Annotated in this window: 15 protein-coding genes; 4 read left to right on the top strand and 11 right to left on the bottom strand. The window is 72.0% G+C overall.

What is annotated here, in order from left to right; all coding sequences use genetic code 11:
* Positions 1 to 23 precede the first annotated feature (23 nt).
* Both Nocox_RS08645 and betA read left to right on the top strand, forming a co-directional pair.
* Positions 24 to 962: an ABC transporter substrate-binding protein gene (locus Nocox_RS08645; RefSeq protein ID WP_020546568.1), complete on the top strand. Its 939-nt coding sequence runs from the start codon at positions 24 to 26 to the stop codon at positions 960 to 962.
* Entirely contained in the window at positions 959 to 2584 is a 1626-nt protein-coding gene (betA, locus tag Nocox_RS08640) for a choline dehydrogenase (RefSeq protein ID WP_020546569.1), read from the top strand. Before Nocox_RS08645 ends, betA begins: the two co-directional genes overlap by 4 nt.
* On the opposite strand, the gene Nocox_RS08635 is transcribed toward betA, so the two are convergent.
* The gene (locus Nocox_RS08635; protein ID WP_020546570.1) at positions 2577 to 3341 is read right to left on the bottom strand and encodes a TetR/AcrR family transcriptional regulator; all 765 of its coding nucleotides are present in this window, start codon (positions 3339 to 3341) and stop codon (positions 2577 to 2579) included. The genes betA and Nocox_RS08635 overlap by 8 nt on opposite strands.
* A gap of 79 nt (positions 3342 to 3420) precedes the next feature.
* Between Nocox_RS08635 and Nocox_RS08630 the strand changes: the two genes are divergently transcribed.
* Together Nocox_RS08630 and Nocox_RS08625 are read left to right on the top strand one after the other, a co-directional pair.
* Positions 3421 to 4395 (top strand): ATP-binding cassette domain-containing protein, encoded by a 975-nt coding sequence (locus Nocox_RS08630; RefSeq protein ID WP_051112738.1) that lies wholly within the window; start codon positions 3421 to 3423, stop codon positions 4393 to 4395.
* Positions 4392 to 5180 (top strand): ABC transporter permease, encoded by a 789-nt coding sequence (locus Nocox_RS08625; protein WP_020546572.1) that lies wholly within the window; start codon positions 4392 to 4394, stop codon positions 5178 to 5180. The genes Nocox_RS08630 and Nocox_RS08625 overlap by 4 nt, the downstream gene beginning before the upstream one ends.
* A gap of 10 nt (positions 5181 to 5190) precedes the next feature.
* Here Nocox_RS08625 and Nocox_RS08620 read toward each other — a convergent pair whose 3' ends face one another.
* From Nocox_RS08620 to hutI, 10 genes are all read right to left on the bottom strand, one after another.
* Positions 5191 to 5766: a GTP-binding protein gene (locus Nocox_RS08620; protein ID WP_051112739.1), complete on the bottom strand. Its 576-nt coding sequence runs from the start codon at positions 5764 to 5766 to the stop codon at positions 5191 to 5193.
* Complete coding sequence (locus tag Nocox_RS08615) at positions 5747 to 6109, bottom strand: DUF742 domain-containing protein (protein ID WP_020546574.1); 363 nt, start codon at positions 6107 to 6109, stop codon at positions 5747 to 5749. The genes Nocox_RS08620 and Nocox_RS08615 overlap by 20 nt, the downstream gene beginning before the upstream one ends.
* A gap of 26 nt (positions 6110 to 6135) precedes the next feature.
* Entirely contained in the window at positions 6136 to 6558 is a 423-nt protein-coding gene (locus Nocox_RS08610) for a roadblock/LC7 domain-containing protein (protein ID WP_020546575.1), read from the bottom strand.
* A 21-nt stretch (positions 6559 to 6579) separates the two neighbouring features.
* Positions 6580 to 9513 (bottom strand): sensor histidine kinase, encoded by a 2934-nt coding sequence (locus tag Nocox_RS08605; RefSeq protein WP_169577082.1) that lies wholly within the window; start codon positions 9511 to 9513, stop codon positions 6580 to 6582.
* Between the two features lie 238 nt (positions 9514 to 9751).
* Entirely contained in the window at positions 9752 to 11977 is a 2226-nt protein-coding gene (locus Nocox_RS08600) for a [protein-PII] uridylyltransferase (RefSeq protein WP_020546577.1), read from the bottom strand.
* A 96-nt stretch (positions 11978 to 12073) separates the two neighbouring features.
* A complete protein-coding gene (locus Nocox_RS08595) occupies positions 12074 to 12412 on the bottom strand; it encodes a P-II family nitrogen regulator (RefSeq protein ID WP_020546578.1) in 339 nt (112 codons plus the stop codon).
* A complete protein-coding gene (locus tag Nocox_RS08590; RefSeq protein WP_020546579.1) occupies positions 12409 to 13719 on the bottom strand; it encodes an ammonium transporter in 1311 nt (436 codons plus the stop codon). The genes Nocox_RS08595 and Nocox_RS08590 overlap by 4 nt, the downstream gene beginning before the upstream one ends.
* Before the next feature lie 166 nt (positions 13720 to 13885).
* Positions 13886 to 14647, bottom strand: a complete 762-nt coding sequence (locus tag Nocox_RS08585; RefSeq protein WP_033410898.1) for an MOSC domain-containing protein — start codon at positions 14645 to 14647, stop codon at positions 13886 to 13888.
* Between the two features lie 24 nt (positions 14648 to 14671).
* Complete coding sequence (locus Nocox_RS08580) at positions 14672 to 15613, bottom strand: sigma-70 family RNA polymerase sigma factor (RefSeq protein WP_020546581.1); 942 nt, start codon at positions 15611 to 15613, stop codon at positions 14672 to 14674.
* Between the two features lie 67 nt (positions 15614 to 15680).
* Entirely contained in the window at positions 15681 to 16868 is a 1188-nt protein-coding gene (hutI, locus tag Nocox_RS08575; protein ID WP_020546582.1) for an imidazolonepropionase, read from the bottom strand.
* Positions 16869 to 16892: the final 24 nt, after the last annotated feature.

The following is a 16892-nucleotide window of genomic DNA, read 5'->3' as shown; positions in this document are numbered from 1 at the left end:
GGCCGCGGCCCCGGAGACCTCTCATGCGCTTGAAGACGCTCGCCGCGCCGCTGGCCGCGGCCGTTCTGCTCCTGACCTCCTGCTCCGGCGAGGAGCCCGGCGCCGGCACCGGCGCCAAGAAGACCGTCAACCTCGACATCCACGCCTGGGTGGGCTACGAGGCCCAGGCCGCCGTGCTGGCCCACCTGCTGGAGCACGAGCTGGGCTACACGGTGAACACGCGGAAGATGAAAGAGGAACAGTCCTGGCGTGATTTCGAGACCGGCAAGGTCGACGTCATCATCGAGAACTGGGGCCATCCCGACCTGAAGAAGCAGTACATCGAGCAGAAGAAGGTCGCGTTGTCGGCCGGGCTCACCGGGAACAAGGGAGTGATCGGCTGGTACGTCCCCGAGTGGATGACCAAAAAATATCCCGACATTACGGACTACCGAAACCTCAATAAGTACGCGAACCTCTTCCGGACCGAAAAAACCGGAAACGCCGGCCAGCTCCTCGACGGCGATCCGACGTTCGTGACGAATGACGAGGCTCTGGTGCGCAACCTCCGCCTGAATTACAAGGTCGTCTACTCGGGCAGCGAGGACGCGTTGATCAAGGCGGCCCAGGACGCGACGAAGAACCGGACACCGCTGCTCATGTATTTCTACGAGCCGCAATGGCTGTTCTCCAAGGTGAAGCTGGTCAAGATCGCGCTGCCGGCGTACGCCGTCGGCTGCGACGCCGACGCGGCCAGGGTCGCCTGCGACTATCCGCCGTACCTGCTGGACAAGATCGTCAGCCGGAGCTTCGCCGAGAAGGGCGGGCGGGCCTACGAGCTGGTCCGCAACTTCACCTGGACCAACGACGACCAGAACCGGGTCGCCGGCGCCATGGTCAACGACAGCAAGACGGCCGAGCAGGCCGCCGCCGAGTGGGTGGCGGAGAACAAGATCGTGTGGAAGGACTGGATCCCCCGTTGAGGTTCGACTTCGTCATCGTGGGCGGCGGCTCGGCCGGTTGCGCCCTGGCCAACCGGCTCAGCGCCGACCCCGCCACGTCGGTGCTCGTTCTGGAGGCCGGGCGACCCGACAGCCTGTGGGACGTCTTCATCCACATGCCGGCCGCGCTGATGTTCCCCATCGGCAACAGCCGCTACGACTGGAAGTACGAGTCCGAGCCGGAGCCGCGCCTGGACGGCCGGCGCGTCTACCACGCGCGCGGCAAGGTCCTCGGCGGCTCCAGCAGCATCAACGGGATGATCTTCCAGCGGGGGAACCCGCTGGACTACGAGCGGTGGGCGGCCGACCCCGGCATGAAGCACTGGGACTACGCCCACTGCCTGCCCTACTTCAAGCGCATGGAGACCTGCCTCGCCGACCCCGGCACCGACTTCCGCGGCGGCGACGGACCGCTCAAGCTGGAGCGCGGGCCGGCCGAGGGGCCGCTGTTCGAGGCGTTCTTCGCCGCCGTCCAGCAGGCCGGGCACCCGCTGACCGACGACGTCAACGGCTACCGCCAGGAGGGCTTCGCGGCCTTCGACCGCAACGTGCACCGGGGCCGCCGGCTCAGCGCCGCCCGCGCCTACCTGCATCCGGTGCGCCGCCGCCGCAACCTCACGGTCCGCACCCGCGCCTTCGTCGAGCGGGTGCTCTTCGAGGGCGCTCGCGCGGTGGGCGTGCAGGTGGGCGGCGAGCGGATCGACGCCGGCGAGGTGATCCTGTGCGGCGGCGCGATCAACTCCCCGCAGCTCCTCCAGGTCTCGGGCGTCGGCCCGAGCGCCCTGCTGGAGCCCCTGGGCATCGACGTGGTGCACGACCTGCCGGGCGTCGGCGAGAACCTCCAGGACCACCTGGAGGTCTACGTCCAGCACGCCTGCCGCCGGCCGGTCTCGCAGCAGCCGTCGCTGCAGCTCTGGCGGCGGCCCTTCATCGGCGCGAACTGGCTGTTCCTGCGGCGCGGCCCCGGAGCCACGAACCACTTCGAGGCGGGGGGGTTCATCCGGTCCAACGACGACGTGGCCTACCCCAACCTCATGTTCCACTTCCTGCCGCTCGCGGTCCGCTACGACGGCTCGGCCCCGGCCGGCGGGCACGGCTACCAGGTGCACATCGGGCCGATGTACTCCGACGCGCGCGGCTCGGTCCGCGTCACCTCGGCCGACCCGAGGGTCAAGCCCGCCCTGCGCTTCAACTACCTGTCCACCGACCAGGACCGCCGCGAGTGGGTCGAGGCCGTCAGGCACGCCAGGAACATCCTGGCGCAGCCCGCCTGGGACGGCCTGGACGGCGGCGAGCTCTCCCCCGGTCCCGGGGTCGAGACCGACGAGGACATCCTCAGGTGGGTGGCCAAGGACGCCGAGACCGCGCTCCACCCGTCGTGCACCTGCCGGATGGGCACCGACGAGCTGTCGGTCGTGGACCCGGACACCATGCGCGTGCACGGCCTCGACGGGCTGCGCGTCGTGGACGCCTCCGCCATGCCCTACGTCACCAACGGCAACATCTACGCGCCGGTCATGATGCTCGCCGAGAAGTCCGCCGACCTCATCCTCGGCAACACCCCGCTGCCGCCCGAGCCGGTGGAGTTCTACCGGGCTACGTGACGCGCCGCTCGACCAGGGCCTGGATGCCGTCGAGCACCCGCTGCAGGCCGAACTCGAAGGCGTGCTCGGGGCTGTAGGCGCTGTTCATGGCCTCGCCGGCGGCCTGGCCGACGCGGGTGGCGACCGGCCAGCGCTCGGTGTCGGCGATGCGCGCGAAGAAGGGCGCGTGCGCGGCCCACCACTGCTCGTCGGTCAGGCCCGTCTGGCTCTCGATCTGGGCCGCCTCCACCGCACCCCTGGCCGTGCCGTGCACGAAGCCGGTGATCAGGGTGATCACCGCGTCCATCTCCACGTCGGTCAGGCCGATGCCGTCCACGGCGCGCAGCTCGTAGTCGTATTTGGCGGTCACGTTGGGGCCGAGCACCGGGCGGCTCGCGGCCACCTGCAGCAGCCACGGGTGGCGCAGGTAGAGCGCGCGGTTCTCGCGGGCGATCTGCTCCAGGCGGCCCCGCCAGCCGCCGGGGACGTCCTCGGGGCGGGCGGTCTCGCCGTAGACCGTGTCGAGCATGACGTCGAACAGCTCCGGCTTGCCCGGCACGTACGTGTAGAGGGACATCGTCCCGACGCCCAGCCGCTCGGCCACGCGGCGCATGGACAACGCCTGGAGGCCCTCGGCGTCGGCCACCTCGATCGCGGCGCGCACGATGCGCTCGACGCTCAGCTCCGGCTTTCCCTTGCGGCTGGCGCGCTCGCTGGTGCGCCAGAGGAGGGCGAGGCTGCGGGCGGGGTCGCCTTTTCCCGGGTACTCGACGGTCACCCTCGTACGGTACACCGTACGGTTGCGTGTTCAAGTCGTAGGCTGTACGGTACAGCGTACGATTCGGAAGGAGAGCGCGATGACGGCAGTGCTCGCACGGGGATTGCGCAAGACGTACGGCGGCGGCAAGACCGCCCTCGACGGCCTCGACCTGGACGTGGGCGAGGGCACGGTGTGCGGGCTGCTCGGCCCCAACGGCGCGGGCAAGACCACGGCCGTGCGCATCCTCACCACGCTCCTGCGCCCGTCGGGCGGCCGGGCCGAGGTGGCCGGGCACGACGTGGTGCGCCGGCCGCGCGAGGTGCGCCGCAACATCGGCCTGGTCGGCCAGCACACGGCCGTGGACGAGCTGCTGACCGGCCGGCAGAACCTGGAGCTGTTCGGCCGCCTGCACCACCTGGGCGCGGCGGCGGCCAGGGCGCGGGCCGACGAGCTGCTGGACCGGTTCGGGCTGCGGCACGACGGCCCGGCCAGGGAGTACTCGGGCGGCATGCGCCGGCGGCTCGACCTCGCCGCGAGCCTCATCCTGGCGCCGCCCGTGCTGTTCCTCGACGAGCCGACCACGGGCCTCGATCCACGCAGCCGCACGGACATCTGGCGCGCGGTGCGCGAGCTGGTCGCCGGCGGCACGACCGTCCTGCTGACCACCCAATACCTGGAGGAGGCCGACCGGCTCGCCGACCGGGTCGCGGTCGTGGACGCGGGCCGGGTGGTGGCCGAGGGCACGCCGGACGAGCTGAAGTCCCGGCTCGGCGGCGACCGGCTGGACGTGGTGATCCGCGACCACGAACGGCTGGCGGAGGCCGCCGGCATCGCGGCCCGCGCGGCCGGCGGGCCGGTGGAGACCGACCCCGACGCCCGCCGCGTGTCCGCGCCCGTGACCGACCGGGTCAGGGCCCTCACGGAGGTGCCGTCCGCGCTGGCCGCGGCCGGGATCGAGGCCGAGGACATCACCGTGAGGCGGCCGACCCTGGACGAGGTCTTCCTGACCCTGACGACCGCCACCCTGACCACCGACGGGGCCTCCCCCCAGGCGCGAGAGGAACGCGTATGACCACGCTGCGATGGGCGCTGGCCGACGGCTGGACCGTCGCCAGGCGCGACCTGACCCACTGGCGCAACCAGCCGATGACCGTCGGCTTCGGGATCGCCTTCCCGATCATGATCACGCTGGCCTTCGGCTACCTGTTCGGCGGCGCCGTACGGGTGCCGCCCGGAGCCGGCTACTTCGACTTCCTCATGCCCGGCATGTACGGCATGACGATGCTCTTCGGCCTCAGCGCCACCATGGTCGCCGTCTCGACCGACGCCGCCGCGGGCGTCACCGACCGCTTCCGCTCGCTGCCCATGACGCCCTCGGCCGTGCTCATCGGCCGGGCCGTCGCCGACCTGCTCCACTCGGCGCTGGTCCTCGCCGGCCTGCTGGCCTGCGGGCTCGCCGTGGGCTGGCGGCCCGCGACCGCGGGCGGGGCGCTCGGCGCGGTGGGGCTGCTGCTGCTCCTGCGCTTCTCGCTGCTCTGGGCCGGGATGTACCTCGGGCTGGTGGCGCGCGAGCCGGGCGCGGCGGTGGCCGTCCAGACCCTGGAGTTCCCGATCGGGTTCCTGTCGAACGCCTTCGTCGCCCCCGGGACCATGCCGGGCTGGCTGGGCACCATCGCCGAGTGGAACCCGCTGTCGTCCACCGTGGCCGCGGCCCGGCAGCTCTTCGGCAACCCGGGCTGGGGCGGCGACTCCTGGGTGGCGCAGCATCCGCTGCTCATGGCCGTGGCGTGGCCGGTGGCCATCACCGCCGTGTTCTTCGTCCTGTCGGTCCGCCGCTACCAGCGGCTGGACCGGTAGCTCAGGGGGCTCAGTGGACGGCGGCGCGCAGGCGTACGACGTGCTCGACGAGGGCGATCAGCGTGGCCTTGACCGACTCGCGGTTGCGGGCGTCGGTGCGGACGATCGGCGTGTGCGGCGAGAGCGCCAGCGCCTCCCTGACCTCCTGGTCGGAGTGGACGAACTGCCCGTCCCAGCCGTTGATGCCGATGACGAACGGCAGCTTCGCCTCTTCGAAGTAGTCGATGGCGGGGAAGCTGTCGGCCAGCCGGCGGGTGTCCACCAGCACCACGGCCCCGATGGCGCCGCGCACCAGGTCGTCCCACATGAACCAGAACCGGTGCTGTCCGGGCGTGCCGAACAGGTAGAGGATCAGGTCACGGTCCAGCGAGAGCCGGCCGAAGTCCATCGCCACGGTCGTGGTCTGCTTGTTGGGGGTCATCCCCAGGTCGTCGATGCCCGCGGACGCGTCCGTCATGACCGCTTCCGTGGTGAGCGGGAGGATCTCGGACACCGCCCCCACGAACGTCGTCTTGCCGACGCCGAAGCCTCCGGCCACGACGATCTTCGTCGAGGTGAGGCCGGGGCTAGAGCCTGCGTAGTCCACTGAGCACCCTTTCGAGCATGTTGAGGTCTGGCTGTCCCTGCTGGAGGCGTGGCTGGTGCAGGCGGACAAGTCCTTCATCGGACATGTCCGCCACGAGCACCCTCGCCACGCCCAGCGGGACGCGGAGCAGGGCCGAGATCTCGGCGACCGACCGGAACGTCCTGCAGAGCTGCATGATGGACTCCTGCTCGGGGGTGAGCAGAGCCATCTCGGCGTCCGGGATCGACATCGAGGAGATCAGGGTCTCCATCGCGAGGTGGTACCGCGGCTCGGAACGACCGCCCGTCACCGCATAGGGACGGAACAGGGGCTCTTCTTCCCCGATCCCGTCACTGCCGTACACGGCCCGCTCCCATCAGTTCCATCACATCACCGCGCCCTGGCGGCCTGCAGTTCGGCGCGCAGGGCGGGCGTGAGCGCTTGTCCCGCCCTGTCTACCAGCAGCGTCATCTGATACGCCACCAAACCCATGTCACAATCCGGACCCGCCAGCACGGTCAGCACCGAGCCGTCGCTGATGGCCATGACGATCAGCAGCCCGCGCTGCATCTCGACGACGGTCTGCGTCACCGCACCGCCCTCGAACACCCGGGAGGCGCCCACGGTCAGGCTCAGCAGGCCCGCGGAGACCGCGGCGAGCTGGTCGGCCCGGTCCGGCGGGAACCCCTCGGAGGCCGCCAGGCAGAGCCCGTCGGCCGAGACGACCACGGCGTGCGCGACCCCGGGCGTGTTGCGCACGAAGTCGGTGATCAGCCAGTCGAAGCGGTGCGCCTCATGGCTCAGCGTAGTCACGCATCCTCCCCGGCGGGACGCTTACTCACTCTGTTCCTCCTGTCGACGTACTTCCTGGCGGCCCCGTCGCACACCCTGTTGGAAGCCGGCCATCCGGCTGCGCATCCGGTCCGCGGAGACCGGAGGCGGCACGGGGGCCTGCCGCTGCGGCGGCTGCTGCTGCGCCGGCGACGGCTGGGCCGCCGTGCCGGGCACCAGGTTGGCCTTGGGGGTCCGCTTGGGGAGCCCGGCGGCGGTGATGCCGCCGAGGCTGGGCTCGCTGGCCTTGGCCGCCGCCTGCCATCCGGCGTCGGCGGCCGTTCGCCACGATTCCTCCCCAGAGGGTACGGCTTGCGCGGACGTGGCCTCACCGCCGCCCGTCGCCTGCGGCTGCGCAGGGGGTTGCTCGCCCGGCGGGCGCCGGAACCAGGCGGACTCCACCGACGCGAAGATCGGCAGGTATTCCTCCTGGTCAGGCTCCATGGGCGAGACGTCCACGGAAGGGGCGGGGTCGGCCCTGCGCACGTCGTTGGTCGGGTACGCGGGAGGCGGCGGCGTCTGGAACGCGCCATTTCCCGATGCGTTGTGGACGCCGTTGACCGGCTGGCTCGGGTACGACGGGTAGGACCCGGAGTCGAAGGCGCCGGGCGGCCGGCCCCGGTAGGAGCCGCCGTCGGTGTCGGCCGTGAAGGCGTTCACGCCCGGCTGGCCGGGGTCCGAGCCGTACGTGCCGAAGGCGTGCCTGGGCGTGCCCGGCGTGCTGTCGTGGCCGCCCTGGCCCGGATGCCCGGGGCTGGGGCGGGCGGGGCCGCCGCGCGGCGCGTCCATGGACTCGAAGCTGCCGAACGACCGGAACGTCCCGTTGGGGACGGAGCCGGCCGGCCCCCCGTGCCGCCCGCCGAACCCGGCCCCGTTGGCGGGACCGGCGACCGGCCCACTGGCGGACCCACTGCCGGGGCCGGTGAGCGGGCCGGTGAGCGGGCCGTTGGCGGGACCGGTGAGAGGTCCGTTGAGGGGGCCGCCGCCGAAGGACGGGGCGGGGGCGGTGCCGCCGCCGAAGGCGGGCCGCTGCGGCAGCGGCTGCTCGCGGCCGTCGGCGATGAGCGCGGGCGGCAGCAGCACCATCGCGATGAGCCCGGCGCCGTCGCCCTTCCTGAGCTGGACCCGGATGCCGTGGCGCAGCGCCAGGCGGCCGACCACGAACAGGCCCATGCGCCGCGACACCGACACGTCCACGACCGGCGGCTCGGCGAGGCGGCGGTTGGCCTCGGCCAGCTCGTCCTCGGTCATGCTGATGCCGGTGTCGCTCACCGACAGCAGCGCGCCACCGCCCTCGATGGGGCTGCTGGTGACGACGACGTGCGAGCTGTTCGGGGAGAACTGGATGGCGTTCTCGACCAGCTCGGCGACCAGGTGGACGAGGTCGTTGGCGCAGCTGCCGAGCACCGACGTGCCCCGGTGCACCCGCACCTGGACCCGCTCGTAGCCCTCGACCTCCGACAGCGCGGCGCGGACGACGTCGACCAGCTTGGCCGGCTGGCTGCGCCGCCTGGTGGCCTCGTGGCCGGCGAGGACCAGCAGGTTCTCGGAGTTGCGGCGCATGCGGGTGGCGAGGTGGTCGAGCTTGAACAGGTCGGCCAGCCTGGCGCCGTCCTGCTCGCCCTTCTCCAGGCCGTCGATGAGCGAGATCTGCCGCTCGACCAGCGTCTGCGTACGGCGGGAGAGGTTGACGAACATCGAGCTGATGTTGCCGCGCAGCTCGGCCTCCTCGCCCGCCAGGCGCACCGCCTGCCGGTGCACCTGGTCGAAGGCGCGGGCCACCTCGCCGATCTCGTCGTTGCCCTCGACGCCGATCGGGCGTACCTCGCCGACCTGGGCCTCGCCGTTGACGCGGAGCTGGCGCACCACGTCGGGCAGGCGGAAGCCGGCGATCTCCAGCGCCTCGGTGCGCAGCCGGCGCAGCGGGGTGACCATGGAGCGGGCGATGGCGACGGTGAGGAGCAAGACGAGCAGAAGTAGCGCTACGATCATGACACCGGCGATGATCGCGTTGCGGATCTCGGAGCTGCGCAGCTCCTGGCTGCGCAGGCTGACCTTGTCGGCGAGGTCCTTCTCGACGCCGTGCAGGACGTCGATCACGATCTGGTTCTGGTCGAACCACTCCTGCCGGCTGGCGCGGGCGGAGATCAGGTTGTCGGTGATGCGCACGCCGGGAGCCCGGCCGCTGGCCAGCGTGATCGCGCGCGACTTCGTGAGCTGGACGTTGACGTACTCCGGCTTGGCGGCCAGCGACTTGGACAGGTCGAGGCCGACCTCGGCGCCGGCCTCGGCGCCGACGGTGCTGATGTTGCTGAGCTGGCGGGCGTTGGAGGTGATGAACTGCTCGACCGTCTTGGCGTCCACCTTGGCGGTGTCGTAGCTGGCCTGCAGGAGCTGGACGCGCTGGCGGGAGACCTCCTCCTTGGCCGCGGCGAGCGCGCTGAGCGCGCGGAACTGGCCGACTGTCAGGGAGTCGTCGGACAGCAGGCCGAGCTCGTCGTGCAGGGTGAGGAGGCTGTCGGTCAGGGTGTCGTACTGGGCGGTGTTGGTCTGGCCCTCGGCGCGGATGCGGGGCAGCCGGGCGAGGACGGACCTGGCCCGGTCGGCGGCCTTGACGGCGCGCGGGCCGTAGGAGTCGTCGATGGCGTTGAGGTCGGAGCGCACCTGGCCGGCCAGCCCGTCGACGGTCGCCTTGCGCTGGGCGAGCGGCGCGGAGAGCGTCTTCTTCATGGCGCGGCTGGCTCCGATCCAGCCCGCGGTGTCACGCTCCAGCCCGATCGCCTGCAGCAGGTCACGGATGTGGCCGGCCTGTTCGGCGGCGGCGGCCGTGCGGTCGTAGTCGGCGATGCTCTGGACCGACTCGACCACGCGGGAGCCGCCCAGCACGACGGCGGCCACGGTCGGGACCAGGATGAGCGCCGTGAGGCGCCAGCGCACGCGCCAGTTGCGCAGTCCGAAGCGTGACAGCGACCGTCCGCCGCGCCTCCGCGGCGCGGCTGAGCCGCTGTCGGAGTTCCCCGTAGTCACTGGTTCCGCTACCCCTCAATCATGCCGTGGCGATGTGCTCCCAAGCCGCCCAAACCTCGAAGCCGGTCCACAAGGTATCCGAGCAAGTGTCACAACCGGCAAATCGGACACAATTGTTACAGTGGTACCGACAGCCGTTCGGTGCCGGTTATCGCAGTGCGGCGAGCACGTGATCGCGGACTTGTGCCCGCTGCGCGTCGTCGCTGAGGGGGCGACCGGCGCGATCAACCACGTAGAAGACGTCCACCGCCTCCGCGCCGAGAGTCTCCACGCGAGCGGCCCGCACGTCAAGACCGCACTCCCCGAACGCCCGACCGATCCGCCACAGCAGCCCCGGTCTGTCATGGGCTCTGACTTCCACCACGGTGGCCGTCGCGGAGGCGTCGTCGACCAGCGTCACCCGAGGTGGGGCCACGGGTACGCGGGGCGGGCGCACGGCCCTCGCCCGCCGGGCCAGCCGCTGCTCGATGTCAAGACGGCCGGCAAGGACGAGACGGAGATCGGACTCCAGGGTCGCCGGGTCGGGAGGGGAGCCGTACTCGGGGATCACGGAGAACTCGATCACCGCCGTGGAGCCGGCGGAGGCCGACGAGGCGGAGCGCACGATGAGCCGGTGCGCGGACAGCACGCCGGCCGCGCTCCACAGCAGCCCCACCCGGTCGGGGGCGACGACGGTGACGTTGCCGCCGGCGACGCGGACCGCGCCGCCGCCGTGCCTGGCCAGCGCGGCCTGCTCGGCCGACAGGGTGGGCGGCTTGGGCGGCGGCGAGCCGGACAGCACGGACCTGACCCGGCGGACGAGGTCGGCGACCAGCCCGGCCTTCCAGGCGTTCCAGGCGGCCGGGCCGGTCGCGTTGCCGTCGGCCACGGCCAGCGCGGCCAGCAGGTCGAGCACCTCGCGGCTGCCGACGGTGGCGGCCACCTTCTCGATGGTGACCGGGTCGTCCAGGTCGCGGCGGGTGGCCGTCTCGGGCAGCAGCAGGTGGTGGCGGACGACGGTGGCCAGCGTGTCGACGTCCTGGGGCGGCAGGCCGATGCGGGTGGCGATGTCGCGCACCACGACCTCGCCGGTCGCCGAGTGGTCGCCGGGCCAGCCCTTCCCGACGTCGTGCAGGAGCGCCGCGATGAGCAGGAGGTCGGGGCGTGAGACCTCGCGGGTGTGGCCGGCGGCGTTGGCGGCGGCCTCGATGAGGTGCCGGTCGACGGTGAAGCGGTGGATCGGGTTGCGCTGCGGGCGGTGGCGTACGCGCTCCCAGTCAGGAAGCAGCTTGACAACGATGCCGGCCTGGTCCAGCTCCTCCCACACGGGCACGGCGGCGCGGCCCGCGCCGAGGATCGACACCAGCGCGTCGCGCGCCTCCTCGGGCCACGGCACCGGCATGGGAGGCGACTGAGCTGCGAGGACGGACACCGTGGCGGGCGCCATCGGCAGCCCGGAGTCGGCCGCGGCGGCGGCCGCGCGCAGCACGAGGACGGGGTCCGTACGCGGGTTGACGCCTCTGGCGAGCACGACCTCGCCGCCGTGCTCGACCACGCCGTCGGCGAGCGGGCGGCGGCCGCGCGGAGCCGGTCCTGACAGGAGCTTGTCAACGGTGCGCCAGGTCGCGTCGAAGGCGTGGGAGACGGTGCGGCCGGCCTCGGCGAGGCGGCGCATGAGCGCCTCGGCGTCGAGCAGGCCGAGCAGCCCCGCCACGGCGTCCTGCTCCTGGAGGACCAGCCGGTCGGCGCCGCGGGCGGTGACGACGTGCAGCGCGTGCCGGACGTCGAGGATGAACTCGTGGGCCTCGCGGACCCGGGGGCCGGGTGCCGAGGCGACCCAGGCCGCCGCCACGGCCTGCATGGCCTGGACGTCGCGGAGCCCGCCGCGGCCGTCCTTGAGGTCGGGTTCGAGGAGGAACGCCAGCTCGCCGCTGACCTGGGCGCGCTTGTCGGCGGCCTCCCGCAGCTCGCCGAGCCTGCGCCGGGAGTCGGCCCGCCACTCGGCGAGCACCGCCTCCCTGGCCTTCCTGGTCAGCTCGGGGTCGCCCGCCACGTGGCGGGCCTGGATGAGGCCGAGCACGGCCTTGAGGTCCTGGCGGGCGACCGCCACGGCCTCCTCCACCGTGCGTACCGAGTGGTCGAGGCCGGACGAGGAGTCCCAGATCGGGTACCAGATCCGGTCGGCGATCCTGGCGACGTCCGGCCGCCCGTTGTGGAGCAGGACCAGGTCGAGGTCGCTCCCGGGAGCCGGCTCGCCCCTTCCGAGGCTGCCGACGGCGACCAGTGAGACGTGGTCGCCGTCGCTCGCCGTGCGGAAGAGATCCTTAAGCCAGCGGTCGGTGTCCGCGGTCCGCTCCTTGCGGGCCGCGGCGTACGAACGGGCCTCTCCCCTCACCTCAGTGCCCCCTCACCTCAGTGTCCTCTCGCCGGGACCCGCCCGGCGAACCCTGTGTTCCCGCTCCGACGCCGTTGTCGGAGCTCCGCAGGAACATCACAGGGCCTCCGGGCCCCTTTCTCCCGTGCGTACGCGGATCACGGTGTCCACGGGCACGGACCAGACCTTGCCGTCGCCGATCTTGCCGGTGTGCGCGGCCTTCACGATGACGTCGATCACGTCCTCGGTGTCGTCCTCCTCCGCGAGGACCTCCAGGCGCACCTTGGGCACCAGGTCGACCTGGTACTCGGCGCCGCGGTAGACCTCGGTGTGGCCGCGCTGCCGGCCGTAGCCGCTGGCCTCGCTGACCGTCATCCCCTTGATGCCGAACTGCTCCAGCGCGGCCTTGACGTCGTCGAGCTTGAAGGGCTTGATGATCGCGGTGATGAGCCTCATGCGTCCACCTTCTTGGGAGCGGGAGCCGTGGGACCGTTGGAGGAGGCCACGCCCGAGGCGTAGACCGTGCCGAGGTCGTAGCCGGTCTCGGCGTGGGTGGTGACGTCGATGCCGGTGACCTCGTTGTCGGCGGGGACGCGGAAGCCCACCGTCTTGTCGATGATCTTGCCGATGATCCACGTGAGGACGAAGGAGTAGCCGCCGACCGCGATCGGGCCGAGCACCTGGAGGCCGAGCTGGCCGAAGCCGCCGCCGTAGAACAGGCCCTCGCTCTGCTGGTCGAGGAAGGGGTAGGCGGCGAGGAAGCCGAGCGCGACGGCGCCGATGACGCCGCCCACCAGGTGGACGCCGACCACGTCGAGGGAGTCGTCGTAGCCGAGCTTGTACTTCAGGCCCACGGCGAAGGCGCAGATCGCGCCGGCCAGCAGGCCGATGACCATCGCGGCCCACGGGTCCACGAAGCCACAGGCCGGGGTGATGGCGACCAGGCCGGCGACCGCGCCGGAGGCGACGCCGAGGCTGGTGGCGTGCCCGTCGCGCAGCTTCTCGACCACGAGCCAGGCGCCGGCCGCGACCGCCGTGGCGACCTGCGTGTTGAGGAAGGCCAGGGCGGCGGTGCCGTCCACGGCCAGCTCGGAGCCGGCGTTGAAGCCGAACCAGCCGAACCACAGCAGGCCCGCGCCGAGCAGGACCAGGGTGAGGTTGTGGGGCCGCATCGGCTCCTTGCGCCAGCCCTGCCGCTTGCCGATGACGAGGGCCAGGGCGAGGGCCGCCGCGCCCGCGTTGATGTGGACGACCGTGCCGCCCGCGAAGTCCTCGATGCCCATGGTGTTGAGCCAGCCGGTGCCCCAGACCCAGTGCGCCACCGGGAAGTACACCACCGTGGCCCACACGACGGTGAAGAGGATCCACGCCCCGAACTTCGCCCGGTCCGCGATCGCGCCGCTGATCAGCGCGACCGTGATGATGGCGAACGTCATCTGGAAGGCGGAGAAGATGAGACTCGGCATGCCGGTGCCGTCGTCCTTGGTGGCGGTGTCCACCAGGCTCTGCAGACCCAGTGCGTCGAATCCGCCGACGAAGTTGTTGAGTGCCGAGCTGGGATTGTCGGTGAACGCGAGCGAGTGACCGAACAGCATCCAGGTGATGGACACCGTGATGATGGCGCCGAACGACATCATCATCATGTTCAGGACGCTCTTGGCCCTGGTCATGCCGCCGTAGAAGAACGCGAGGCCGGGAGTCATCAGCAACACCATGGCGGTGGCGACGATCATCCAGGCAGTAGTGCCGCCGTCGATCTTCACGAAGCGACCCTCCTTACGTGTGACGTGTGGCCACAGCGTGTTCGCCCGGGGTTTCGTGGCACGACCAGGTGTGTTTCACATCTGTGAAACTCGCCACACAGGTGTTTCGGCCGCGTTTCGGACGTCTCACCCCTCTCATAAGGGAACTGCGCAATCGGCGGCGTGGTCAGCCGAGGCGTACGGGATCGCCCTTCCGCACCAGGCCGGGGTGCGACACGCGGGCGTACACGCCGGCGCAGGGCTGCGGCCCCGTGCCGAAGACCGGCACCCGGTTGTGCCTGGCGACCGTCCGCAGCGCGTCGGGGTCGCGCTCCAGCGTGCCGTGCGCCAGCGTGGGCACGGCGCAGCGCGGGCTGGCGACGATGACCTCCAGCACCACGTCGGCGCCGACGTGCAGCCGCCGGCCGACCCAGTCGTTCTCGGGGAAGCCCTCGCCCTCGGCGGCGATGACCAGGTTGGGCCGGTAACGGGCGGCCTCGACCCGTCCGCGCGGGCCGAGGGCGCCGATCGTCGCCAGGGCCGCGGTCGTGATCAGGTGGATCGGCGCGAAGTCGAAGAAGGTGCCGGGCGGCGCGCCCGCGCCCAGCGTGCCCACCGTGTACGGGACCTCCGCCTCGATGCCCTCGGCCAGCACCCGCTCCGGCACGGACCGCTCCAGCTCGGCGCCCTCCGGCGGCACGTCGATGAGCCGCACCTCGCGACCGAGCAGCCGCGACAGCTCCTCGTCGCCGGGCGGCGCGGCGCCGTCCAGGGTGAGCAGGTCCCGCCAGAGCCGGGGGTTCTTGGCGCTGGCGATCTTGCCGGTGGCGACGTCGAGCACCGCCCGCGCCCGGTCGCCCGCCAGCCCGCGCTCGTCCACCTCGCTCTCGGGGAGCTCCTCACCCAGCAACGACTTGACCGGATAGCGGCGCAATGTCTCGATATGCATGCGCCCCAGCCTAAAGGCGGCGGGTCAGGCGGCGGCGGTCGCCATCTTGCGCAGGCGGGCCAGGGCGTCGCGCTCGATGCGGCGGGCCCGGTCACGGCCGATGCCGTAACGCTCCCCCACCTCGGTCAGCGTGTGCTCGCGCCCGTCGACCAGCCCGTAGCGCCAGCGCAGCATCTCGCTGGTCGGCCCCTCCAGCCCGGTGAGCCACTGGTCGAGCCGCTCGCGCTCCAGGATGTCGATGGCCTGCTGCTCAGGATCGGCCCAGGTCTCGTCGGCGATCATGTCGCCCAGCTCGGTCTCGTCCTCGTCGCCCACGCCGAGCTGCAGCGACACCGGGTCGGAGGCCCAGCGGCGCAGCTCGCGCACCCGCTCGATCGGAAGCTCGAGGATGTCGGCGAGGTCGTCGTCGGTCGGCTCGGCGTCGAACTCGGCGAGCATGTCACGCCGCACCCGCATGAGCCGGGTCATCTGCTCCCCCGCGTGCGTGGGCAGCCGCACCGGCCGCGCCTGCTCGTGGATGGCCCGCCCCACCGACTGCCTGATCCACCACGTGGCGTAGGTGGAGAACTTGTAGCCCCGCCGGTAGTCGAACTTCTCCACCGCCCGCACCAGGCCCAGGTTGCCCTCCTGGACGAGGTCGATCAGCGGCATCCCCCGGCCGGAGTACTTCCGCGCCACCGCCACCACCAGGCGCAGGTTGGCCTGGATGAACTCGTCCTTGGCGCGCCGGCCCGAGATGGCCAGGCGCTCCAGCTCCTCGTCGGCCGCGTCCCCGATGCGCGGCTCCGAGCCCCCGCTGTCGAGCAGGTGCTCCGCGAACAGTCCCGCCTCGATCCGCTTGGCGAGCTCCACCTCTTCCTCCGCGGTGAGCAACGGGACGCGGCCGATCTCGGCCAGGTACGTCCCCAGCAGATCGCGGTCCGCGACGTGCTGCTCCTGCGTGCGACTCCCCGTAGGCCTTGCCATCCCCTGGCACCTCGTTCCGCAGCTGCGTCCTATACCCGGCCAACGTGCGGCCCCGGGCAAAGATTCCCTAAAGCACTACGACCGAGGGAGGGTTCTGGATGTCCTCCTGAAGGAGGAGACCACCCTGGAAGACCTGATGGACGAGGGGGACGCCGGGCCGATAGGCCAGGTGGACGTAGGACGGGGCGTCGAGCACGACCAGGTCGGCGCGGGCGCCGGGACGCAACCAGCCTACGTCCGCGCGGCGCAGCGCGCGGGCCCCGCCGTACGTGGCCGCCCGGATCGCCTCCAGCGGCGTCATCCGCATCTCGCGCACCGCGAGCGCCACGCAGAACGCCATCGACGAGGTGTAGGACGACCCCGGGTTGCAGTCGGTGGCCAGCGCCACGGTGACTCCGGCGTCGAGCAGCCGGCGCGCGTCCGGGTACGGCGAGCGCGTCGAGAACTCCGCCCCCGGCAGCAGCGTCGCCACCGTCCCCGAGCCCGCCAGCGCGTCCACGTCGGCCGCCGTGAGATGCGTGCAGTGGTCGGCCGAGGCCGCGCCCAGCTCGCAGGCGATGCGCACCCCCGGCCCCTCGCCGAGCTGGTTGGCGTGCACCCGCACGCCGAGCCCGGCCCTCTGGCCGGCGGTCAGGATCTCCCGCGTCTGGTCGCCGTCGAAGGCCCCGCGCTCGCAGAAGACGTCCACCCACCGCGCGAACGGCGCGCACGCCGTCAGCATCTCCCCGGCCACCAGCCGTACGTAGTCGTCGGCGTCCACGCCCTCGGGCACGACGTGCGCGCCGAGGAAGGTCGTCTCGTCGGTGAGCGCGGTGGCGAGCTCCAGGGAGCGGCGCTCGTCCTCGACGGTGAGGCCGTAACCGCTCTTGATCTCGACCGTGGTGGTGCCCTGCCTGGCCATCTCGCGGACCAGCGCGAGGGCGTGCGTGGCCAGCTCGGCGTCGCCGGCGCGGCGGGTGGCGGCGACGGTGGTCCTGATGCCGCCGCCGGTGTACGGCTCGCCGGACATGCGGGCCTGGAACTCGGCCGTGCGGTCGCCGGCGAAGATCAGGTGGGCGTGGGAGTCGACGAAGCCGGGGATGACGGCCCGGCCGGCGACGTCCACGCGCTCCTCGGCGCCTCCCGGGGCCTCGGCGGCGGGGCCGAGCCAGACGACCACGCCGTCCTCGGCGAGCAGCGCCGCGTCCGTGATCTCCTCGCGCTCGGGGTCGCCGGTGTAGAGCAGCCCGATCCCGTCGAACAGGGTGGCGGTCATGGCAGGGCTCCGATTCGTCGTCGG

Source organism: Nonomuraea coxensis DSM 45129 (assembly GCF_019397265.1).
Lineage (GTDB): Bacteria > Actinomycetota > Actinomycetes > Streptosporangiales > Streptosporangiaceae > Nonomuraea > Nonomuraea coxensis.
This window is presented reverse-complemented; position numbering and strand designations above follow the sequence as displayed.